Below are 22,049 nucleotides of genomic sequence, written 5' to 3'. Positions count from 1 at the left end.
GGCGGCCCTGATGTCCGATCGTTTCGATCGAAGCGGTTAGCGGGCGGAGAAGCCCGGAGGCGTCCTGCCGGTGCGCTGCTTGCGCGCCGCATAGCGTGCGTCGCGCTTGGCCTTGCGTTCGGCTTCGTCGGCCAGCAAACGGGCGATGCGCTCGTTTTCTTCGGCTTCCTTGATCTTCGCTTCAGCCTGCGCTGCCTCTTCGGCCGCAATACGCGCCGCTTCGGCTGCTGCCTCGCGCTCGGCCTTCTCGACCGCCTCGCGTGCCAGCTTTTCCTGCTTCAGCCTGGCCTTTTCGGCCTCGCGCTTTTCACGCGCCTCGAGGATCGCCTTGCGTTCGGCCTGTCTTGCCAGCACCGCAGGATCATCTGCCGCCGGCTTTGACTTGAAGCGCTCCAGAAGCGCCTTCTTTGCCTCGTTCGCGGCATTGCGCCGCTCGAAAATGTCTTTTTCCCTGTAGATAGCCAAGTCCACTTCCCTGAAGTCAATTCGCGACGCTTACATACGCGCGAAAACCGAGAGTTCAAGCGCCAAAACGGAATGCCAGCCATGAAATTCTACGCTGTTGCAGCCAGGAGACGCGCTTTTGCCGACCAAAGCCGACAGAAGCTGGCTGGAACCGACATGCACTGTTCACCATCCGCCCCTCTGGCGGCAGGGCGGCTCGGTCGCTACCTCTAGCCGCAAAACCCAACCATTGGATGACAGATCATGGAACTCGGTCTCTACACTTTTGCTGACGTCAGTCCCGAGCCCGGCCCCGGCACGATCGGCCCGCACGAGCGGCTGCGCAACCTGATCGAAGAGATCGAGCTGGCCGACCAGGTCGGCCTCGACGTCTTCGGTCTGGGCGAACATCACCGCCCCGACTATGCCGCTTCAGCACCGGTGGTGGCGCTGGCCGCCGCCGCTGAACGTACCCAACGCATCAAGCTGACCAGCGCGGTCACCGTGCTGTCCTCCGACGATCCGGTGCGCGTCTTCCAGCAGTTCGCGACGCTCGACCTTCTGTCGGGCGGCCGGGCCGAGATCATGGCCGGGCGCGGTTCGTTCATCGAATCCTTCCCGCTGTTCGGCTACAATCTCGAAGACTATGACGAGCTGTTCGCCGAAAAGCTCGACCTGCTGCTGGCGATACGCGACAGCGTGAAAGTCACCTGGTCCGGCAATCTGCGTGCGCCGATCAACGACCGCGGCGTCTATCCACGCCCGTTGCAGGACAAATTGCCGATCTGGATCGCCATTGGCGGCACGCCGCAATCGGCCGCCCGCGCCGGCGTGCTCGGCCTGCCGCTGGCGCTGGCCATCATCGGCGGCGAGCCGGCGCGCTTTGCGCCGCTGTTTGACATCTACCGCGAGGCTGCCAAGCGTGCCGGCACCGACCCCACGGGGCTCGCCACCAGCATCAATGTGCACGGCTTCATCGCCGAGACCACCGAGCAGGCGGCCGACGATTTCTATGGACCGCAAGCCGAAGTGATGAACCGCATTGGCCGCGAACGCGGCTGGGGTCCCACGTCGCGGGCGCATTTCGATCAGTCGCGTGGCCCAAACGGCGCGCTGTTCGTCGGCAATCCTGAAGCTGTGGCGGAAAAGATCGTCGCCCAGCACAAGATCTTCAACAACGATCGCTTCTTGCTGCAGATGGCGATCGGCACCATGCCGCACGCCAAGATCATGAAAGCGATCGAACTCTACGGCACCAAGGTGGCGCCGATCGTGCGCAAGGAAACGGCGAAGGCGGCGCCGGCGGTAACGGCGCCCGCCGCGTAATTCGACGACGTCGTCTGGATTGTTGGCCTTGCCGGCTAACGGAACCTAGAGGCGGTAGAGGCGTTTCCGTCAGCGGAATTCACCAATTGCGGTGCGCTGCCGGGGGAAAACGATGAAAGCCGAACCCGCCGCTTTGGGCGCAGTCCTTGCCGAGGCCGAAGAGGCGCGCGTCGTTGCCCGCGCGGACACGCACCTGATGCGTTCGTTGCTCATCGGCATTTTCATCCTGATGGCGATCTACGCGCTCTATTTCGCCCGCGCCTTCTTCATGCCGGTCATTCTCGCCTTTCTGCTGACGCTCACGCTCACGCCGATCGTGCGCTTCCTGCGCAAGCGCGGCATTCCCGAAGTGGTGTCGGCGACGTTGCTTGTCGTGCTGTCGGTTTGCGTCGTTGCCATCGCCGGCTACCTGCTCAGCGGTCCGGTCATCGACCTCCTCAACAACACCTCGTCGATCGGCCTGCAACTGACGGAGCGGCTGGCGCAATTGCGGCGTCCACTCGAGAGGATCATGCAGATCTCGCATCAGATCGAACAGATGACCGAGACCTCGCAGGAGCCGGGCATCCAGAAAGTGGCGTTGGCGCAGTCCGGCATCCTGTCGGCGGCGGCCAGCAATGTCCTGGCGGCAGGCACAAGCTTCACCATCATCTTCGTGCTGTCGCTGTTCCTGCTGGCGTCGGGCACGATGTTCTACGAGAAGATCATCCAGTCCTTCGCCAGCCTCAGCGAAAAGAAGCGGGCGCTGCGCGTCGTCTATGACGTCGAGCGCGAAATCTCGCACTATCTGCTTACCGTCACGATCATAAATGCCGGTCTCGGCGCCGTCATCGGCCTTGGCCTGTGGGCGCTCGGCATGCCCAATCCGCTGGTCTGGGGCGTCGCCGCCGCGCTGCTCAACTTCCTGCCCTATGTCGGCGCAATGTTGACCATCGTGCTTGTCTCGGTGATGGCGCTGATCAGCTTCGACACCATCTCCTACGCGCTTTTGGCGCCGGCCTTTGTCTTATTGTGCGACATCATCGAGGGCCAGCTCGTGACGCCGATGGTGGTCGGCCGGCGCCTCGAGATCAACGCCGTGGCGATCTTCATCGCCATCGCCTTCTGGTCCTGGCTGTGGGGCTTTGTCGGCGCACTGATGGCCGTGCCGCTGCTGGTCGTCATCAAGGTGTTCTGCGACCATTTCGAAGGCCTCGGCCATGTCGGCAACTTCCTCGCCGCACAGCAGACGGCGGTCGTGGTGGAGGACGAAGCGGCCGAGGAGAATGGCGAGGCCAAGGCATAGAGGCCGGTACTGCTTGCCGCCTCTTGCTTGTCGTCTCTTGTTTGTCGTCTTCCGATCGAGTGCCTATATCGAGCCGGTCAAGCCGGACCCTGCCATGACCGACGCCTCCTTCGACCTCGACGCGTATTTCGCCCGGATCAGTTATCGCGGTCCGATCGATGCGTCGCTCGACACGCTGAAGGTGCTGCACCGGCAGCACCCGCAAGCGATCCCCTTCGAGAACATGGATCCGTTGCTGGGCATCGCGGTGAAGCTCGATCTCGCTTCGCTGCAGGGCAAGATTTTCGCGCGCCGCCGCGGCGGCTACTGCTTCGAACACAATTTGATCCTCATGCATGCGCTGAAGGCGCTGGGCTTCGAGGTCAGCGGCCTCGCGGCGCGGGTTCTGAGGGGTCTGCCGGAGGACGCCATTACCCCGCGCAGCCACATGCTGTTGCGGATCGAGCTCGACGGCAGGACCTACATTGCCGATGTCGGCTTTGGCGGCCTGACGATGACCGCGCCGCTGTTGCTCGAGCCGGGCCTCGAACAACAGACCCCGCACGAAACATTCCGCATCATCGAGACGTCAGATGATTTTCGGGTACAAGCCGATGTCGGCGGCGATTGGCAGACACTCCACCGCTTCGACATGCAACCGGCCTATGAGGTCGATTATGCGGTCGCCAACTACTTCGTCTCGACCCATCCGACCTCGCATTTCCTGTCCTCCGTCGTTGCGGCGCGCGCCTTGCCCGACCGGCGCTATGCGCTGCGCAACGCCAGGCTGTCGACGCATCATGTCGGCGGCCGCAGCGAGCAACGCGAGATCGCGACAGCGGCGGAATTCGCCGACATTCTGGAAAGCCAGCTCGACATCATCATCCCCGACCGCGCCGCCTTCGAAACCAAGGTCCGGCAGCTGAACATTGTAAAGGCTTGAGGCCCATGACCGCTCTTTCCGTTCTCGACCTGTCGCCGATCGTCGAAGGCAGCAACGCCTCGCAGTCGCTGGCCAATTCGCTCGACCTCGCCCGCCATGCCGAGCAGCTCGGCTACAAGCGCTACTGGCTGGCCGAGCACCACAACATGCCCGGCATCGCCAGTGCGGCGACCGCGGTCGTCATCGCCCATGTCGCCGGCGGCACCAAGACGATCCGCGTCGGCGCCGGTGGCATTATGCTGCCCAACCATGCGCCGCTGGTGATCGCCGAGCAGTTCGGCACGCTGGCGGCACTGCACCCCGGCCGCATCGACCTCGGCCTCGGCCGCGCGCCCGGCACCGACATGGGCACGGCGCGTGCGCTGCGCCGCAACCTCGAGGCGTCAGACAATTTCCCCCAGGATGTCGTCGAGCTGATGGGGTATTTCCAGCCGGCCGAGGCAGGTCAGCGTATCCATGCTGTGCCCGGCGAAGGCCAGAAGGTGCCGGTCTGGATTCTCGGCTCAAGCCTTTATGGCGCGCAGCTCGCCGCCATGCTTGGCCTGCCCTATGCGTTCGCTTCGCATTTCGCGCCGGCCGAGCTCGACCATGCGCTGGAGATCTACCGCTCGCGCTTCCAGCCGTCCGAACAGCTGGACAAGCCCTATGTCATGCTCGGCCTCAACGTCTTCGCCGCGCCGACCGACGCCGAGGCAAAACTGCTGTTCACCTCGCTGCAGCAGGCCTTCGTCAACCTGCGCACCGGACGACCAGGCCGCCTGCCGCCGCCGGTCGAGGGTTATGACCAGACGCTGGAGCCGATGGCCAAAACAATGCTCGGCCAGGCGCTTTCCTGTGCCGTCGTCGGATCGCCCGAAACCGTCCGGCAAGGCATCGACGCCTTCGTGCGCCGCACCGGCGCCGACGAGCTGATGGTGACGGCGCAGATTTTCGACCATGCGGCGCGCGTGCGTTCGTTCGAAATCCTGGCCGAGGCGCACAAATCGCTGTCGCAAGCCGCGTGAGTCGCCAGTGAAGCTTTTGCAGGAGAGGCTCGTCTGCTAAGGGCAGACGCCTTCCTCAGCCGAGAGCCTTGCCGTGACCCATGACCTCGACCAGCGCATGCATTTCGCCATCGATCTGGCGCGACGCGCCGGCGAACTCGGCCTGAAATATTTCCGCGACCTCGAAAACCTGACCATCGAGAGCAAGGGCCATCAGGACCTGGTTTCCGATGGCGACCGCGAGGTCGAACTGTTCATCCGCGCGGCGATCGCCGCCGCCTATCCGCAAGATGGCATTGTCGGCGAGGAACATGCCACGGTAGCCGGATCGACAGGCCATGTCTGGGTCATCGACCCTATCGATGGCACCGCCAACTTCGTGCGCGGTATTCCGGCTTGGTGTGTGGTCATCGCCTGCGCCAAGGACGGCGAGGCGGTCGTCGGCGTCATCCACGAGCCGTCGACCGGCGAGACTTTTCACGGCCGCCGCGGCGGCGGTGCCTTCGTCAACAGCCGGCCGATCAAGGCCAGCACCGCCGGCCTCGGGGAAGGATCGGTCGGCACCGGGCTGTCGAACCGCGCGGAGACGAAGCATGTCACCGTGCTGATCGGCCTGATCATGGCAGAAGGTGGCGTCTTCTTCCGCAACGCATCGGGCGCGCTGATGCTGGCCTATGCGGCATCCGGCCGGCTGCTCGGCTATGTCGAGGAACACATGAATCCCTGGGACTGCCTGGCCGGCATGCTTCTGGTGGAAGAGGCCGGCGGCATGGTGCTGAAGCCGGACCCGAAGACCGTGCTTGCCCAGGGAGCGCAGGTGATCGCCGGCGGCAAGCATGTGTTCCCGAAGCTGCAGACGCTGTGCGCGCAGGCCTTCGGAGCGGCGCCTGCCGGTATTGTGCAGGGTTAGGCTACTTGTTCAACGCATAGGCTGTGGGTTAAAAGCGGACAGGCATTCAGGAGGATGCCCTGTTGCCGGAAACGGCAATTCCATCGGTTCAAGGGCCTGCCGATGAACATGCATAACACCATCCGGCCAGACCGAACCGCGTTGGGCAGCGGGCCGGCGCAGGCGATCGCCGGCATCTTTGCGCAAGAATTGCAGCTGGCCTCGGTCGGCCTCGACGACAATTTCTTCGATCTCGGCGGCGATTCGCTGGCTGCCGAAACTCTTGTGCTGGCGGCGCAGAGCCGGTTCGGCGTGAAGCTGCAGACCTCGGTGCTGCTGGAAGCGCCGACGCCGCGCGAATTCGGCAGGCTGATCGCGTTGCAATTGCCCGAGCACCCGGCGCGGCGGCTGGCGGTGCAGGTTTCCGGCAGCCACGGCCAGGAGCCGATCGCCATGATCCATGGCATTTCCGGTTCGGCGCTGTTCGCCAACCGTTTCGGCAAGGCGCTGAAGCAGCGCTATTCCGTTATCGCCGTGCGCGGCATGGGCCTCGAGCCCGGCGAGACGCCGTATGACAGCGTCGAGGAGATCAGCGCCAATTATTTCGACGGCTTGAGCTCGGCCACCGGCCAGCACCCGCGCGTCATCGGCGGCATCTGCCTTGGCGGGCTGCTGGCAATCGAGGTCGGAAGGCTGACCTTCGAGGTGACCGGCGAGCGGCCGGCTTTGCTGCTGATCGACCCTCCGCCGCTGGGTTCGGCCTGGCTGAAGCCGATGGCGGACAACCGCATGACCGCACAAAGGCGGCGCCAAATCACCCGCAAGGTCGTCTACTGGCGGCTGCTGCGCGACACGCTGGCAGCGGTCGGGCTTGGGCAGTCCAGGCTTGGGCGTCACACCAGGCAGAAGGCCTTCAAGAGCATGCTGGTGCGCGCTGCCGCGGGTTTTTCACCGTCTTCCTACCCTTGCGACATACTGGTCATCGCCAGCTCGGAATGGAGCGCCACCACGGTCGAGCAGTACAAAGACTGGGCGAGCGGGAACACGCGGGTGGAAACGGTCGTCATGCCGGGCACCCATGACAAGTTCCGGGCCGCCAACATGGACGCGATCGACGCTGCGATCATCGCCTTCCTCGACGCCAGGCGCGCGCCGGCCGGAATGCCGGTCCGCTAGATGGGTTTTGGCCGCGACGTACTGGCTGCCTTCGCCGGCCATGGCGACCGCGTGGCGATGGTCAGCGGCCGCGACCAGATCACCTATGCGCAAGCGCTGATCCAGATCGACCATCTCGCCGCCAATTTCAGCGCGCTCGGTATTCGCCCCGGCGATCGCGTCGGCCTGGCCATGATCGGCAACATCGACGTCGTGCTGTCGATCCTGGCCTGCTGGAAGCTCGGCGCCACGGCTTCGATTGCCGACTTTCGGGCGCCGCGCAGCCAGCGGGCGCAGTTTGCACGCGATTTTGTGCTGACGCTGATCCTCGAAAGCCGCAGCCCACCCGGGGACGATGTCTATCCAGGCGTCGCTTTCCAGCAGGATTGGAAGCACGCCTCGCCCGCGCCCTATTCCGGCGCTCCTGGCGACGACAGCAATCCGGCCTTTCTGATGTTCTCGTCCGGCACTACCGGCGACCCGAAAGGCTATCTGCAGTCGCATGAGGCGCTTGCCGGACGCGTGACGGGGCGCCGGCGCGGGCTGACCGGGACGGTCATGCGTCTGCTGACGCCGATGGTGATGTCCTATTCGGCGACGCGCCACCAGGTGTTCAGCTATCTGCGCTATGGCGGGACGATCAACTTCTTTCCGCCGCTGTTCACGCCGTCCGAGCTGATCGAGGGTCTGCTGTCCTTCCAGGCCAGCGGCACAGCCCTGCCGCCACCGGTAATTACACGGCTGGTGCGCGAAGTGGGCGAACGCTCGACCCGGCTGCTGCCGGACCTGGCGGTGCTGTTCAGCATCGGCGGACCTGCAACCGTCGAAGACAAGCTGGCGGCCTACCGCAATCTTTCGCCGGGATATCGCATCAACTATGCGTCGAGCCTCACCGGCGGCATCACCACGCTGTCCGGCGCCGACGTGCTGGCCAAACCCGGCACTGCCGGGCGCCCGTTTGCCGATGTGCGTGTGGAGATCCTCGATGCGGACGGGCGCGTCCTCGGCAAGGGCGAGAGTGGGCTGATCAAGGCCTGGACATCGACAATGGTTTCAGCGGTCGTGTCGGCGGGAAACAAACCGTTCGTCGATCCCAAGGTGATGGGCGACGGTTGGGGCATTCCCGGCGACATCGGCTTCGTCGATGATGACGGCTTCCTGACCATCGTCGACCGCGAGGCCGACATGATCGTGCGCGGCGGCGTCAATGTCGCGCCGCAGGAGCTGGAGAAGCTCATCCGCGCCCATCCCAAGGTCAGGGATGTCGCGGTCGCCGGCTTTCCCGATGCAACGATGGGCCAGGAGATCGCCGCCTTCATCGTCGCCGACCAGGCAAGCGTGGCCGAGTTCGAGGCCTTCCTGCGCGCCAACATCTCGCCCGACCGGCGGCCGCGCGAGGTTAGGCTGGTGAGTTCGCTGCCCTACAGCGACAATGGCAAGCTGCTGCGCCGCCGCCTTGTCGAAACGCTGTCGCCGGCTGCCGCCAAGCCTTAGCCGTTTGCCTCGACAGGCTACTTCAGCAGGTTTCTGGCTCGAACACCGCCGGGCCCGCCTTGAGCTCTTGCGCTACCTGCGCATCCGCGCCGCCGTTTCAGAAATCTTTAAAAAGACCGGCCAGCCAGGGCGCCGGCCAGGGCTGCGACGCCAGGAGATCGAACACCGCGTAGATGCAAAGCGTCGTGCCCGCGGCGACAGCCAGCGCCATATTCAGTGACCGCGATCCGAGCATCCAGATACCGCCGGCAACAAAGACGAAGGTGGCGGTGAGGTGGCCGGCCAGCAGGACCAGGAAGGCGAGCGCCAGGCAGAGGCCAAGCACCGTGAGATTGCCCTCCATCGCCGGCCCATCGGAAGGCTGCCATTCGCCGGCTGGTGCGACATCCGCCCCGCTGGCAGGCACCGGCTTTCGCCAGCGCAGCACGGTCTGGACGGTGGTCAGCAAGGAAAACAGTGCCAGAAGGCCGGCGGTGATGGCCGGGAAGATGGCGGCCTCGAAGGGGAAATCGAGCAGTGCCGTGACCAGGGCCGCCAGGCCAAGCAGTGTCAGCGCACCGCCGGCGGCGATATCGGGCAACGCCGGCGGCAAGGCATCGGCATTGCCGCGGGCCTTGATCCAGGACACGGTCTGCCTGACCACGCCGGCAATGGCGAGGCCGAGCAGGATCAGCACCAGAGGCTGTTTCAGCCAGGCCCAGCCGGAAATCTGGTAGGCGAGGAAGAAATAGTTTTCGAGGCTGGGGCCGAGCACGAAGCCGAGCGAAAAGGCCGAGCGCGGCCAGTTGAGCTCCTTCATTGCCATGCCGACCGCGCCGACCAGCATCACCAGCAGGAAGTCGAAGGCGCTCATATTGGTCTGGTAGGCGCCGACGACGATAAAGGTGACCACCAGCGGCACCAGGATCGCTGCCGACACTTGCGCGATACGCGCCAACTGCCTGGTCAACAGCAGGCAAGTCACGGCGCCGACGATGTTGGCGACGGCAATCGACAGCACCATCGAAACGGTGATCGCGGCGTTCTTGCCGAGCATATCGGGGCCGGGGACAAGGCCGTGGATGACAAAGGCGCCGAGCAGGATGCTCATCGAAGCCGATCCCGGCACGCCGAAGGCGATGGTCGGGATGAGCGAGCCACCCTCCTTGGCGTTGTTGGCGCTTTCCGGCGCAACGACGCCGCGCACATTGCCCTGGCCGAATTTCGGCCCGGGACCCGGCCGGCGCGAGGCATGGCCATAGGCGATCCAGTCAAGCACGGCGATGCCGATGCCGGGCACGGCGCCGAGCAGCGAGCCGATGGCGCTGCAGCGCAGCACCAGCGGCCATTCGCGCAGCGTATCCCTGATGCCTTGCCACATGCCGGCATAGGTCGGCCGCTCGGCGTTGCCCTGGATCGAGCCGCGCATGAGCAGCGAGGCCAGTTCGGGCAGGCCGAACAGACCGAGAAAGACCAGCGAAATCGGCAAGCCATCCCAGAGGTAGATCTGGCCAAAACTCCAGCGCTCGATGCCGGCAATGCTGTCGATGCCGATGAAAGAGGCCAGCATGCCGAGCATCGCCGCCGCCAGACCCTTTAACGGCTGGCTGCCGGCAAGGATGGCGACGATGGAGAGACCGAGGGCGCAAATGGCGAAGAAATCCGGCGTCTTGAGGTAGAGCACCAACGGGCGCATGACGGGAATTGCCGCCGCCAGCACCAGCGCGCCGAACACGCCGCCGATCATCGAGGCCGAATAGGAGGCGCCGAAGGCGCGTGCCGCTTCGCCCTTCTTGGCCATGGCATGGCCGTCGAGCACGGTTGCCGCAGCACCGACCGAGCCCGGAACGCCGAACAGGATGGCCGGAATGGTGTCCGACGTGGTGGTGACCGAACCCATGCCGAGCAGCAGCGCGAAGGCGGCAAAGGGGTCCATATTGTAGGTCATCGGGATCAGCAGGGCCATGGCGAACAGGCCGCCAATGCCCGGCACGACACCGACGACAAGGCCGGCGAACACGCCGGTAACCAGCATGAGCATGCGAAATGGCTGCGCCATCTCCGCAATGGCGGTAAGGATCAGATCCACATTAGGCCTATTTCACGAGTTCCCGGGCAGCGGCGAAGACCGCAGGCGTGGCTTTCAGCCGTTGCGCGACCAGCTGGCTGATCGCTTCGCCGGATGTCGGGTTGAGGGTGAGGTCGCCAAGCTTCGTGGCATCGGCGAGAAAATCGGCGTCCATGACCATCGCGGAATAGGCCTTGCGCAGCGCGTCGACGGTCTCTTTCGGCACGCCGGGCGGGGCGACGAGCGGATGGTGGATGTGCAGCGCCGATTCGATGAGATCGGCCGCCTGACGTGCCGTCGGGTCGGCGATGGTTGCCGAAATGCTCGGCGTCGCGCCGGAACCGCCCTGCCCGAACGTGCCGATAATGTTGATCGCGGCGCGATCGCTTCTGAGCAGGGAGCTCGATACCCCGCACATGCCGGCGATCTCGCCGCGTTGCATGGCGAGTTCGATATCGGCGGTGCCGTCGAAACCGGTGACGATCTTGTATCTGGCCCTCATGCCATTCTTGGCTAGTGCGGCGAAGATGTAGGTCGTGCTGTTCTTGCCTGTCGCTCCGATCAGGAAATCCGACTGCAGGAACTTTTCCATCGTGTCGATGCCGGATTGCTTGCTGGTCAGGCAATAGGCTGGATCATCGACCAGCGAACCGATCCACTGCAAGGCAAGCGGGTCGAAAGTCGCGTTTTCGGGATCGAGGATCGGGGCGTAGAACATAGCCTCGCTGATCGAGGCGATGACGCTGCCGTCGGCCGGTTCGCTGCCCACGAGCATCTTGGTGAGCTTCAGACTGCCACCCCCCGGCACATTCTGCACAATGATGTTGGGCTGCCCGGGCAGAAACCGGCCGAGATGACGCGCAATCAGCCTCGAAGTCTGGTCATAGCCGCCACCCGCGCCATAACCGACCTTGATGGTGATTGTCTGGAATTCGACTGCCTGGGCCGGCGGGCATGTGACCCATGAAAGGCTGGCAACGGCAAAAAGGGCGAGCAATCGCGCAAAAATCCAACGCATTATCCAATCCCCAAACGATATGGCACTATAGCTGCGGCAAAAACGATGAGAAGCGGCCTTTTCGTCCATAAGGCTGCCCGCTCGACCGCCTCTGCCCGACGGGGGGTCGATTTGGCACAAAGAGACGCATCGTGGACGCCATGCGCAGAATGCTTGCGCCCGATGCCGCCTGTTCTTATATACGCGCCAAGCCGCCCAGCGCCGGAATGCCGGTAGCCGGGGCGGAATTTCTTGTGAACAGGGGCTTTCGTCGGAACGCCTTACGGGTCCTGAGAGCCTGCTTAGCGGAGAGACTAGAACAATGGCAAAAGTAATCGGTATCGATCTCGGCACCACCAACTCCTGCATCGCCATCATGGATGGCAAGGAACCCAAGGTAATCGAGAATGCGGAAGGCGCGCGCACGACGCCTTCCATCGTCGCCATCTCGGGCGACGGCGAACGTCTCGTCGGCCAGCCGGCCAAGCGCCAGGCGGTCACCAATCCTGAAAATACCATCTTCGCGGTCAAGCGCCTGATCGGCCGCCGCTATGACGATCCGGTGACGGAGAAGGACAAGAAGCTTGTCCCCTACAAGATCGTCAAGGGCGACAATGGCGATGCCTGGGTCGAAGCCGGCGGCAAGAAGCAGTCGCCCTCGCAGATCTCGGCCATGATCCTGCAGAAGATGAAGGAAACGGCGGAAGCCTATCTCGGCGAGAAGGTCGAGAAGGCGGTCATCACCGTTCCGGCCTATTTCAACGACGCCCAGCGCCAGGCCACCAAGGACGCCGGCAAGATCGCCGGCCTGGAAGTGCTGCGCATCATCAACGAGCCGACGGCAGCCGCGCTCGCCTACGGTCTCGACAAGAAGGATGGCAAGACCATTGCCGTCTATGACCTTGGCGGCGGTACGTTCGACATTTCGGTGCTCGAGATCGGCGACGGCGTGTTTGAGGTGAAGTCGACCAATGGCGACACCTTCCTCGGCGGCGAGGATTTCGACATGCGTCTCGTCGAATATCTGGCGGCCGAGTTCAAGAAGGAACAGGGCATCGACCTGAAGAACGACAAGCTTGCCCTGCAGCGCCTCAAGGAGGCGGCTGAAAAGGCCAAGATCGAGCTGTCGTCGACGACGCAGACCGAAATCAACCTGCCCTTCATCACCGCCGACGCAACCGGCCCGAAGCACCTGACGCTGAAGCTGACCCGCGCCAAGTTCGAGCAGCTGGTCGACGACCTCGTCCAGCGCACCATCGAGCCGTGCAAGGCGGCGCTCAAGGATGCCGGCCTGAAGGCTGGCGAAATCGACGAAGTGGTCCTGGTCGGCGGCATGACCCGCATGCCCAAGATCCAGGAGATCGTGAAGCAGTTCTTCGGCAAGGAGCCTCACAAGGGCGTCAACCCGGATGAGGTCGTCGCGCTCGGCGCCGCCATCCAGGCCGGCGTGCTGCAGGGCGACGTCAAGGACGTACTGCTGCTCGACGTGACGCCGCTGTCGCTCGGCATCGAGACGCTGGGTGGCGTGTTCACCCGCCTGATCGAACGCAACACGACGATCCCGACCAAGAAGAGCCAGGTGTTCTCGACCGCTGAAGATTCGCAGTCGGCTGTGACCATCAGGGTCTTCCAGGGCGAGCGTGAAATGGCCGCCGACAACAAGGCGCTCGGCCAGTTCGACCTGGTCGGCATCCCGCCGGCGCCGCGCGGCGTGCCGCAGATCGAGGTCACTTTCGACATCGACGCCAACGGCATCGTCAATGTTTCGGCCAAGGACAAGGGCACCGGCAAGGAGCACCAGATCCGCATCCAGGCCTCGGGTGGTCTTTCGGACGCCGACATCGAAAAGATGGTCAAGGACGCCGAAGCCAATGCCGAGACCGACAAGCAGCGGCGTGCGCTGGTCGAGGCCCGCAACCAGGCCGAGGCGCTGGTGCATTCGTCCGAGAAGTCGCTGAAGGAATATGGCGACAAGGTTTCGGAGACCGAGCGCACGGCGATATCGGATGCGATCACCGCGCTGAAGACTGCGGCCGAGGGCGACGACGCTGCCGATATCGAGGCCAAGTCGCAGACCCTTGCCGAAGCTTCGATGAAGCTTGGCCAGGCGATGTACGAGGCCTCGCAGAAGGAAGCGGCGGAAGCCGACGCCAAGGCGGACGCTGCCAAGGATAGCGACGTGGTCGACGCCGATTTCGAAGAAATCGACGAAGACGACGACAAGAAGAAGTCGGCCTGAACGGCCTGACGGCAAGATAGTGCGGAAAGCCCGGCGCAGGCCGGGCTTTTTTGCAACCCTCGCTGAAAAAAGTGTGGGTCCTGCCGAAAAAGTCACCGAAAAACACGCACAAGTCCGCGCCGGCCCTAGCATCCGGGCAGCACCGCTCCTAAATCGAGACAACGTGCCGGCAAACGACGCGACATGCATCAAGACGTTGAGCATCCGGACTGCGGGAAAAGATGAAAGCTGATTTCTACGAAACGCTGGGCGTACAAAAGGGCGCGGACGACAAGGAGCTCAAGAGCGCTTTCCGCAAGCTCGCCATGCAGTTCCATCCCGACCGCAACCCCGGCGATCATTCCTGCGAGCACAAGTTCAAGGAAATCAACGAAGCCTACGAGACGCTGAAGGATCCGCAGAAGCGCGCGGCCTATGATCGTTTCGGTCACGCCGCCTTCGAGCAAGGCGGCATGAATGGCAGCGCGCAAGGTTTTGGCGCTGGCGGCTTCGCCGACATTTTCGAGGATATTTTCGGCGACATGATGGGCGGGCGCCAGCGCCGCTCTTCCGGCGGCCGCGAGCGCGGCGCCGATCTGCGCTACAACATGGAAATCACGCTGGAAGAGGCGTTTGCCGGCAAGACCGCGCAGATCCGCGTGCCGGCCTCGATCTCATGCACGGAATGTTCCGGGACCGGCGCCAAGCCCGGTACCCAGCCGGTCACCTGCTCGATGTGCCATGGTCACGGCAAGGTCCGCGCCACGCAGGGTTTCTTTTCGATCGAGCGCACCTGCCCGCAATGCCAGGGCCGCGGCCAGACGATCAAGGACCCGTGCCCGAAATGCGCCGGCCAGGGCCGCGTCACCGAGGAACGCTCGCTGTCGGTCAACATTCCGGCCGGCATCGAGGACGGCACCCGCATCCGGCTTGCCAATGAGGGCGAAGCCGGCCTGCGCGGCGGCCCCTCGGGCGACCTCTATATTTTCCTGGCGGTGAAGCCGCACGAATTCTTCCAGCGCGACGGCGCCGACCTTTACTGCAAGGTGCCGATCTCGATGACGACGGCAGCGCTCGGCGGCTCGTTCGAGGTGACGACGCTGGACGGCAGCCAGACCAAGGTGAAAGTGCCCGAAGGCACACAGAACGGCCGCCAGTTCCGTCTCAAGGGCAAGGGCATGCCGGTGCTGCGCCAGCCCAATGTCGGCGACCTCTACATCCAGACCGCGGTCGAGACGCCGCAGAACCTGTCGCGGCGCCAGCGGGAGCTGCTGGAAGAGTTCGAACAGCTGTCGTCGAAGGAAAACTCGCCCCAGTCGAGCGGTTTCTTCGCCCGCATGAAGGACTTTTTCGAATCCTTCAGCGAGCGCTGATTTCCACGCACAGGGCCGCCACGCTTCCCGAACGTCATCAACATCTTATGCCAGATCGTGCCTTGCCTTGGACCTGTTAACTGCTAAGTAGCGTGCAGGGGGGTGGTTGAGGAGAACTTGCATGGCACGTGGTCCGGGATTGCGGAAGGCGCTGGCGGAAAAGTTCGACGACGAGCTGAAATTCTTCAAGGGCTGGATCGACAAGCCGAAGACCGTCGGCTCGATCGTTCCGACAAGCTCCATCACCGCCCGCAAGATGGCTTCGATCGTCAATCCGAAGTCCGGCCTGCCGGTGCTTGAGGTCGGCCCGGGCACGGGCGTCATCACCCGCGCCATCCTCGCCCAGGGCGTGAAGCCCGAAAATCTCTATGCGGTAGAATACTCCACCGAGTTCGTGCGCCACCTGCGCCAGCTCTATCCTGGTGTCAACGTCATCGAGGGCGACGCCTTCAATCTCAACGCGACGCTCGGCGACAAGCGGGACATGGTGTTCGATTCCGTCGTCTCCGGTGTGCCGCTGCTCAACTTCCCGGTCGCACAGCGCATCGCCTATATCGAAAGCCTGCTCGACCGCATCCCGGTGGGGCGGCCGATCGTACAGCTGACCTACGGGCCGCTGTCGCCGATCCCGCCCGGACGCGGCGACTACACGGTCAAGCATTTCGATTTCATCCTCCGCAACATCCCGCCGACGCAGCTGTGGATCTACCGCCGCGAGGCGCATTGATTTGAGTGATCCTTGGCTGTACCTGTCCCGGGACAAGGTTGGCCAATGGCAGTGATTCCGAAAATCCTCGTCTTTGCCGGCTCGGTGCGCAGCGGCGCTTTCAGCGGCAGGACGGCCGATGTGGCGCAGAAGGAGCTGGCCATGCAGGGCGCCGAGGTGACGCGCATTTCGCTGGCCGACTATACGCTGCCGATCCTGGACGAAGATCTCGAAAAAGAAAAAGGCGTCCCCGACAATGCCGTGAAGCTCGGCCGGCTGATCGCCGCCCATGACGGGCTGCTGGTCGCGACGCCGGAATACAACGGCTCGATCCCGCCGCTGCTCAAGAACACGATCGACTGGGTAAGCCGGGTGCGCACGGATAGTGGCCGCACGTTCAGGCCGTTTGCCGGCAAGGTCGCCGGGCTGTGCTCGTCTTCCAACGGACATTTCGCAGGGATACGCTGCATCAACCATCTGCGCGCCGTGCTGGTGCGCTGCCGGATGGAAGTGGTGACGCCGGAATGCTCGGTAGCCGATGGCGGCAGTGCCTTCGACGCCGACGGCAATTTCAGGGATGAGAGACTGACCAAATCGATGGAGCACCTATGCCGCACGCTGATCGAAACCTCGCGCATGCTGTCGACCCGGATCGGGGCATGATTGCCGGAGCCATGCAGGCACAGACCATGAGAGACAGACTGATTGTCGGCCTCGACTTGCCGACCGTGAAAGAAGCCGAACAGGCGGTGCGCGAGCTCGATGGCGTCGTCTCCTTCTACAAGATCGGCTACCAGCTGGCGTTTGCCGGCGGACTTGACTTCGCCAGGGACCTGGCTAGCAACGGCACCAAGATCTTTCTCGACATGAAGCTGCTCGACATCGACCACACGGTGGCCAAGGGGGTCGAGAACATCGTGAGCATGGGCATGACCATGCTCACCATCCATGCCTATCCCAAGGCGATGCGTGCCGCGGTGGAAGCCGCCGAGGGCAGCGGCCTCTGCCTGCTGGCGGTCAGCGTGCTGACCTCGATGGACGAACAGGACGTGATCGACGCCGGCTATGAGTACGATCCGCATACGCTGGTACTGAGGCGCGCCGAACAGGCGCTGCATGCCGGCATGGGCGGCGTCGTCTGCTCGGCCGAAGAGGCGGAAGCGGTGCGCCGCATCGTCGGCCCCGACCTGGCGGTGGTGACACCCGGCATCCGGCCCAAGGGCAGCGACCATGGCGACCAGAAGCGGGTGGTGACGCCCGGCCAGGCAATCCGCAACGGCTCCAGCCATCTTGTTGTGGGCCGCCCGATCGTCGCTGCAAGCGACAGGCGTGCAGCGGCGGAGGCCATACTGGAAGAGATGCGCGCCGCCTGACATTTTTCGAACCAGGAGAAGAACAATGCCAAAGGGATATTGGGTCGCCCGCGTCGATGTGCGCGATGCTGAAGGCTACAAGGACTATGTCGCGGCGTCGAAGCTGGCCTTCGAGCGCTTCGGCGCGAAATTCCTGGCGCGCGGCGGCGAGCACGAAAAGGCCGAGGGCCAAGGCCGCGCCCGCAACGTCATCATCGAATTCGAATCGCTCAGCGTGGCGCATGATTGCTATCACTCGCCGGAATACCAGCGCGCCGTCGCCATCCGCCAGAAGGTCGCCGACGGCGAGATCGTGCTGGTCGAGGGGGTCTAGCGCCTTAACCTGTTCGCGGCGGTTGCGGCCATCGCATCGGTCAGTGTCATGCCCCACTGTGCTCGGCAATAGGCACGGAAATCGAAGCAGGGCAGACCGGGGCAGACCTCGAACTCGATAAGGTGGACGTGATCGTCGGCCTCCACCCTGAAGTCAATGGAAAACACGTCGCGCAGGCCAAGCCCGCTCATTAGTCGCTCGGCAATACGACGGGTGGTTGCCGCGGCAGCCGGCTGGGCGTCGACGACCGGCTCCAGCACCGGTTCGCTGTAGAGCCCGGCTGCCTTGGCGGCCTCGCCGGTGTCGCCGTAAAGCGCCATCGAGTCGGCCATGGTCTGGAAATCGCCGCCGGAATCAACAAAGGCGATGCCGAGCGCTTCGGCGCCGGTTTCCGGCTCAAGCCCGAGGAAGCTGGCGCGGACATTGCGGCCGGCGACATAGGGCTGGACGACGACATCGTCGCGATAGGCGGCATAGACACGCCGGCTAAGTTCCAGTGCGTGCTGCAGCTCGTGGCAGCGCGAATCCGGCCAGATGCCGACCTTGGAGCCGAGCCGGTTCGGCTTGACGAACCAGCCGGCGGCTGATGGCGGCGGCTCAGCAAGCCAGCGGCCGTCGCGGGCAAGGCCGGCCTGCGGCACCGGCAGGCCGAGCGCGCCGAGCACGGCGCCGGAACGGAACTTGTCCTGGCAGAGCGCGAACAGCGCATCGTCGGCGCCGATGGTCCTGAGTCCATTCAGCCTGGCAAGTGCAGGCGCCGCAGCGCCGCGGAAATAGGCGATGCCGTCGGTCAGCGTCCAGACCAAGGTCGTTTCAGGATCGGCTTTCGCTAGCGTTGCTGCCGCATCGTCGAGTTCGACCGACAGGAAGGCGAGGCTGCGTCGCTCGCAAGCGGCGGCAAGTTCATCGAATTCGGGGGCAAGATCGGTCGATTGCGCCAAATAGGACGAGATTTCGAGCGCACGTTCGGCCGGAAACCCGTCGGCGACCAGCCGGTCGAAACAGGCCTTTTCCGGCTCATGGACGAGGATCAGGGTCGGATGGTTCTGCGGCATTGAATGGTGGGCTCCCGGCGATAGAGGCTATTACCATCGCACGGCAAGCACCATCGGCTTGCGTGAAACCGACCGGGCCGGGCGGTTGCGTGACAACCGTCAACGAAGCACTGGCGCCTCTCAGGCGATCAGCACGCGCGGCTCGAAGCGGCCGTTGACGGGGATGTCGAGCAGGAAGGTCATCCCGGCCTGCGGGTCGAGCTGGCGCTGCTTGTCGTCCTTGCCTTTCCAGGCCGAGGTCACCGCCAGCCGGTCGGCCTTGGCGCCGACAAAGGCAGGGCACGAGGACTGCCCCGCCGGCATGGCAATTTCACGCAGCAATGTGCCGTCGGGCGAGTAGGCCTTGACCGCCTTGCCGCCCCAGACGGCGTTCCACAACACGCCGTCGCGGTCGACGACCGAGCCATCGACATAGCCTTTCGACGAGCGATGATCGACGAAGACGTTCGACTCGCCGACCGGCAAGCCGGTCGCCGGGTCGCAGGCGACCCGCATCAACAGGCCGGTCGCAGTGTCGGTGTAGTAGGCGATCGTTCCGTCCTGCGAGAAACAAATCGAGTTCGACACGGTGATGCCGGTGTAAAGCGTGCGCAACTCGCCTTTGAAGAACCAGTAGATCGAGCCGGCGCCCTTGCCCTCATCCTTGCCCATGGTGCCGACCCAGAAGGCACCGCAAGGATGGACGCGCGAATCGTTGGAGCGCGTCAGCGCATTGTTGGCCTCGATCGGCGTGTGCAACGTCAGCTTGCCGGTCGCGACATCGCGGACCTGCAGGCCGGTCTCGGTGGCGATCAGCTGGCGCTTGTCGTCGATGATGGCGATGGCGCTGGCCATCTGGCCGAGCTTATGGACCTTTAATGCGCCTGACGTGACGCCCTGCTCCAGCAACAGCCCGTTGACGATGTCGAACCAGAACAGCGCATCTGTGGCGGGATCATAGCTCGGACCCTCGCCCAACTCACAGACATGATCCGAAAAAACCGAAACGTTTTCCATCATGCCGCTCCGCCGAATGCCGCATCCCAAGCCGTCACCGCGGCTTTGGCGCGCGTCGCCACCTCATCGACGCTCATGCCTGGCTTGAACAGGCTGGAGCCGAGGCCGAAAGCAGTCACCCCAGCGGCTTTGTAGCCGGCAAAGTCTTTCTCCGAAACGCCGCCGACGGCGCCCACCACGGTGTCGGCCGGCAACACGGCGCGCATCGCCGAAATGCCACCGGGACCGAGCACGCTTGCCGGGAAGAATTTCAGTGCCGAAGCGCCAAGCCGGATCGCCAGGAACGCTTCAGTGGGCGTGAACACACCAGGCATCGTCACCATGCCATGATGCATGGCGCGGGCCATGACATCGGCGTCGATGTTGGGGCTGACCAGCAGCCTGCCGCCGGCCTTGTGCAGCGCATCGACATCGGTCGGCGTCAGCACCGTGCCGGCGCCGACCAGCGCCGTTTTGGGCAATGCCGCGACAATGCTTGAGATCGACACGAACGGTTCGGGCGAATTGAGCGGCACTTCGATGGCTTCGATGCCGGCATCAAACAATGCCTGCCCAATGGCGACAGCCTCGGAAGGCTTCAGCCCACGCAGGATGGCGACGAGGCCGCGCTTGAGCTTCGGAAAAGGTGCGGTCTGGGTCACGCGGTCACTCCATTTCTGGCAATCATGCCATTTTCCCGCGCGGCCTCGATCAGGCCGGCACGCACCGCCTCATCGGCGTCGACCGTCCTGACGGCAAGTCCGGCGAGGTCGAGCGCCTGCCGGTAAAGCGCCGCAAGCGCGCCAGAGGCGACCAGCACGATTGCGGTGGCGCTTTCGCCGTAACGGCGGCCCGCTGAAGCGATCTCGCCGCCGATCAGCAGGCCGGACAGGCAGGCGGCGGCTTCGTCGGCCTTGACGTCCTGCAACAGACCTGCGGCGCGGATCGAAAACAGCCTCGAAGTGACGTCGCCACCTTCGGCCAGCGCCTTGCAGCACCAGTCCTGGAAGAATGGATTGTCTGGCGTGACCGGCTTCGGGTTGTCGCCCAGCGAATGGCGCAGGATCGAGTGAGTGGCCAGCACCGAGAACAGCTCGCCGGTCGGCCAGGTGCAGAAGCCATCGACCGCGCCATCCTCGACCAGAACCCATTTCGAATGGGTGCCGGGCATGCAGACAAGATGTCGTCCATTAGCCGGCAAACCGGCGCCGGCCAGCTGGGTTTCTTCACCACGCATCACATCCGGCGCATCAGCCAGCCGCTGCGCCAGGCCGGGCACGATGCGGATGTCGCGGCTCTGGCCGGGAATGCGGGCGGCGCCCGCGAGGATCGCGCCGATCGGCGCCGGCACGGTGACGTAAGGCGCCTCCAGCCAGCCCTGGCGGGAGCCGGCCATGCCGCAGATGATGACCGGCAGCGTCTGTGGCGCGCCAAGCGCCGCCAGATGTCCCTCAAGGATGGTGGCAAACCCCTTTTGCTGCGCGGTGATCAGCCCGTCATCGCCGCGGCGTTCGGCCAGCACCCCACCCGCCTCGTCGATCAGCCAGACCCGCATGCGGGTCGTGCCCCAGTCGACGGCGGCGACGGCCGGCACTTTGTTTGCCTGGTTTGCCGGGCTCACAGGAACCCTCCGTCGACGATCAGCATTTGCGCCGTCAGCATACGCGAGGCGTCGGAGGCAAGGAACAGCACGGTGCCGACCATGTCGTCGGGCTGCATGACCTCTTTGATACACTGCTTGGCGACATGGGCGGCAAGCCTCTCCTCGGTGACCCAGAGTTCCCGCTGACGATCGGTGATCACCCAGCCCGGCGCAACAGCGTTGACGCGGATGCCGTCGACACCGAGCTTGCCGGCAAGACCCTTGGTCAGACCGAGAATGCCGGCCTTGGCAGCGGTGTAGGCCGGCATGTCGGGATGGTTGATGAGATAAGAGGTTGAGGTAAAATTGATGATCGAGCCGCCGCCGGCCCGCTTCATGCCCGGCGCCACCGCCTGCGCGGAGAAGAAGTGCGGGCGCAGATTGATGGCGAGGTTGTTGTCCCAGAACTCGACGCTGACGTCGGCGACGTCGTGGCGTTCGTCCCAGGCGGCATTGTTGATCAGCACGGTAACGTCGCCATGCGCCTCAGCCGCTTTGGCGGCCGAAGCGCGCAGCGCCTCGACGTCGCGCAGATCGGTCTTGAGGTAGAGCGGCCGCCGGCCGAGTTCCTTTTCGACGCGATCGGCGAGCAGCGTGCTTGGGCCATCGGCGATGTCGATGAAGGCGACATGGGCGCCCTGGCGAACAAAACCCTCGGTCAATGCAGCGCCAATGCCGGAACCGCCGCCGGTGATCAGCACCGAGGCGCCCCTGAGGTCGGCAAAGTCCGCCGATGGCATCATGTTTTTAACTCCCGGTCCCGATCGGCGCGCATCCTAGCCAGCCAAGTCCGGGGAGCAAGGGCGAAAACGGTGATTTCTTCGCCTTATGTCAGACAAAAGGACGCAAGAC

General features: G+C 64.2%; 21 protein-coding genes. 13 read left to right on the top strand and 8 right to left on the bottom strand.

Annotated features, from left to right (window positions below; translation table 11 throughout):
* Positions 1–36 precede the first annotated feature (36 nt).
* Positions 37–465 (bottom strand): DUF6481 family protein, encoded by a 429-nt coding sequence (locus tag AC1D1L_RS16560; protein WP_112559037.1) that lies wholly within the window; start codon positions 463–465, stop codon positions 37–39.
* Positions 466–708: 243 nt separating this feature from the next.
* On the opposite strand from AC1D1L_RS16560, the gene AC1D1L_RS16555 reads away from it, so the two are divergent.
* From AC1D1L_RS16555 to AC1D1L_RS16525, 7 genes are all read left to right on the top strand, one after another.
* The gene (locus AC1D1L_RS16555) at positions 709–1,770 is read left to right on the top strand and encodes an LLM class flavin-dependent oxidoreductase (RefSeq protein WP_477342622.1); all 1,062 of its coding nucleotides are present in this window, start codon (positions 709–711) and stop codon (positions 1,768–1,770) included.
* Positions 1,771–1,882: 112 nt separating this feature from the next.
* Complete coding sequence (locus AC1D1L_RS16550; protein ID WP_477342621.1) at positions 1,883–3,055, top strand: AI-2E family transporter; 1,173 nt, start codon at positions 1,883–1,885, stop codon at positions 3,053–3,055.
* Between the two features lie 94 nt (positions 3,056–3,149).
* A complete protein-coding gene (locus AC1D1L_RS16545) occupies positions 3,150–3,977 on the top strand; it encodes an arylamine N-acetyltransferase family protein (protein ID WP_477342620.1) in 828 nt (275 codons plus the stop codon).
* Between the two features lie 5 nt (positions 3,978–3,982).
* Entirely contained in the window at positions 3,983–4,981 is a 999-nt protein-coding gene (locus AC1D1L_RS16540) for an LLM class flavin-dependent oxidoreductase (protein WP_477342619.1), read from the top strand.
* A 73-nt stretch (positions 4,982–5,054) separates the two neighbouring features.
* Positions 5,055–5,870: an inositol monophosphatase family protein gene (locus AC1D1L_RS16535; RefSeq protein WP_477342618.1), complete on the top strand. Its 816-nt coding sequence runs from the start codon at positions 5,055–5,057 to the stop codon at positions 5,868–5,870.
* Between the two features lie 102 nt (positions 5,871–5,972).
* Positions 5,973–7,025 carry a thioesterase domain-containing protein gene (locus AC1D1L_RS16530; protein WP_477342617.1) on the top strand — a complete coding sequence of 351 codons (1,053 nt, stop codon included), beginning with the start codon at positions 5,973–5,975 and terminating at the stop codon, positions 7,023–7,025.
* The gene (locus tag AC1D1L_RS16525) at positions 7,026–8,498 is read left to right on the top strand and encodes a class I adenylate-forming enzyme family protein (RefSeq protein ID WP_477342616.1); all 1,473 of its coding nucleotides are present in this window, start codon (positions 7,026–7,028) and stop codon (positions 8,496–8,498) included.
* Positions 8,499–8,595: 97 nt separating this feature from the next.
* Here AC1D1L_RS16525 and AC1D1L_RS16520 read toward each other — a convergent pair whose 3' ends face one another.
* Together AC1D1L_RS16520 and AC1D1L_RS16515 are read right to left on the bottom strand one after the other, a co-directional pair.
* Complete coding sequence (locus AC1D1L_RS16520) at positions 8,596–10,566, bottom strand: tripartite tricarboxylate transporter permease (protein ID WP_477342615.1); 1,971 nt, start codon at positions 10,564–10,566, stop codon at positions 8,596–8,598.
* A 7-nt stretch (positions 10,567–10,573) separates the two neighbouring features.
* The gene (locus AC1D1L_RS16515; protein ID WP_477342614.1) at positions 10,574–11,563 is read right to left on the bottom strand and encodes a Bug family tripartite tricarboxylate transporter substrate binding protein; all 990 of its coding nucleotides are present in this window, start codon (positions 11,561–11,563) and stop codon (positions 10,574–10,576) included.
* A gap of 301 nt (positions 11,564–11,864) precedes the next feature.
* Here AC1D1L_RS16515 and dnaK point away from each other — a divergent pair, with 301 nt between their 5' ends.
* The 6 genes from dnaK (at position 11,865) to AC1D1L_RS16485 (ending at position 17,525) form a co-directional block, all read left to right on the top strand.
* Positions 11,865–13,781 carry a molecular chaperone DnaK gene (gene dnaK, locus AC1D1L_RS16510; protein ID WP_112559044.1) on the top strand — a complete coding sequence of 639 codons (1,917 nt, stop codon included), beginning with the start codon at positions 11,865–11,867 and terminating at the stop codon, positions 13,779–13,781.
* 221 nt (positions 13,782–14,002) lie between these two features.
* The gene (dnaJ, locus tag AC1D1L_RS16505) at positions 14,003–15,133 is read left to right on the top strand and encodes a molecular chaperone DnaJ (RefSeq protein ID WP_477342613.1); all 1,131 of its coding nucleotides are present in this window, start codon (positions 14,003–14,005) and stop codon (positions 15,131–15,133) included.
* Positions 15,134–15,254: 121 nt separating this feature from the next.
* Positions 15,255–15,860: a phospholipid N-methyltransferase PmtA gene (pmtA, locus tag AC1D1L_RS16500; RefSeq protein ID WP_477342612.1), complete on the top strand. Its 606-nt coding sequence runs from the start codon at positions 15,255–15,257 to the stop codon at positions 15,858–15,860.
* A gap of 45 nt (positions 15,861–15,905) precedes the next feature.
* Positions 15,906–16,502 (top strand): NADPH-dependent FMN reductase, encoded by a 597-nt coding sequence (locus AC1D1L_RS16495; RefSeq protein ID WP_477342611.1) that lies wholly within the window; start codon positions 15,906–15,908, stop codon positions 16,500–16,502.
* On the top strand, positions 16,499–17,212 hold the full coding sequence (gene pyrF / locus AC1D1L_RS16490) for an orotidine-5'-phosphate decarboxylase (RefSeq protein ID WP_477342610.1): 714 nt from the start codon (positions 16,499–16,501) through the stop codon (positions 17,210–17,212). Before AC1D1L_RS16495 ends, pyrF begins: the two co-directional genes overlap by 4 nt.
* 25 nt (positions 17,213–17,237) lie before the next feature.
* Positions 17,238–17,525 (top strand): DUF1330 domain-containing protein, encoded by a 288-nt coding sequence (locus AC1D1L_RS16485; RefSeq protein WP_436257496.1) that lies wholly within the window; start codon positions 17,238–17,240, stop codon positions 17,523–17,525.
* Here AC1D1L_RS16485 and AC1D1L_RS16480 read toward each other — a convergent pair.
* The 5 genes from AC1D1L_RS16480 to AC1D1L_RS16460 form a co-directional block, all read right to left on the bottom strand.
* Complete coding sequence (locus AC1D1L_RS16480) at positions 17,522–18,580, bottom strand: D-alanine--D-alanine ligase family protein (RefSeq protein WP_477342609.1); 1,059 nt, start codon at positions 18,578–18,580, stop codon at positions 17,522–17,524. The genes AC1D1L_RS16485 and AC1D1L_RS16480 overlap by 4 nt on opposite strands.
* A gap of 120 nt (positions 18,581–18,700) precedes the next feature.
* Positions 18,701–19,576: an SMP-30/gluconolactonase/LRE family protein gene (locus AC1D1L_RS16475; RefSeq protein ID WP_477342608.1), complete on the bottom strand. Its 876-nt coding sequence runs from the start codon at positions 19,574–19,576 to the stop codon at positions 18,701–18,703.
* Positions 19,576–20,217, bottom strand: a complete 642-nt coding sequence (locus AC1D1L_RS16470; RefSeq protein ID WP_477342607.1) for a 2-dehydro-3-deoxy-6-phosphogalactonate aldolase — start codon at positions 20,215–20,217, stop codon at positions 19,576–19,578. The genes AC1D1L_RS16475 and AC1D1L_RS16470 overlap by 1 nt, the downstream gene beginning before the upstream one ends.
* On the bottom strand, positions 20,214–21,176 hold the full coding sequence (locus AC1D1L_RS16465; RefSeq protein ID WP_477342606.1) for a 2-dehydro-3-deoxygalactonokinase: 963 nt from the start codon (positions 21,174–21,176) through the stop codon (positions 20,214–20,216). Before AC1D1L_RS16465 ends, AC1D1L_RS16470 begins: the two co-directional genes overlap by 4 nt.
* On the bottom strand, positions 21,173–21,940 hold the full coding sequence (locus AC1D1L_RS16460; protein WP_477342605.1) for an SDR family NAD(P)-dependent oxidoreductase: 768 nt from the start codon (positions 21,938–21,940) through the stop codon (positions 21,173–21,175). The genes AC1D1L_RS16465 and AC1D1L_RS16460 overlap by 4 nt, the downstream gene beginning before the upstream one ends.
* Between the last annotated feature and the right edge of the window lie 109 nt (positions 21,941–22,049).

Source organism: Mesorhizobium sp. P2_D6 (assembly GCF_056404315.1).
This window is presented reverse-complemented; position numbering and strand designations above follow the sequence as displayed.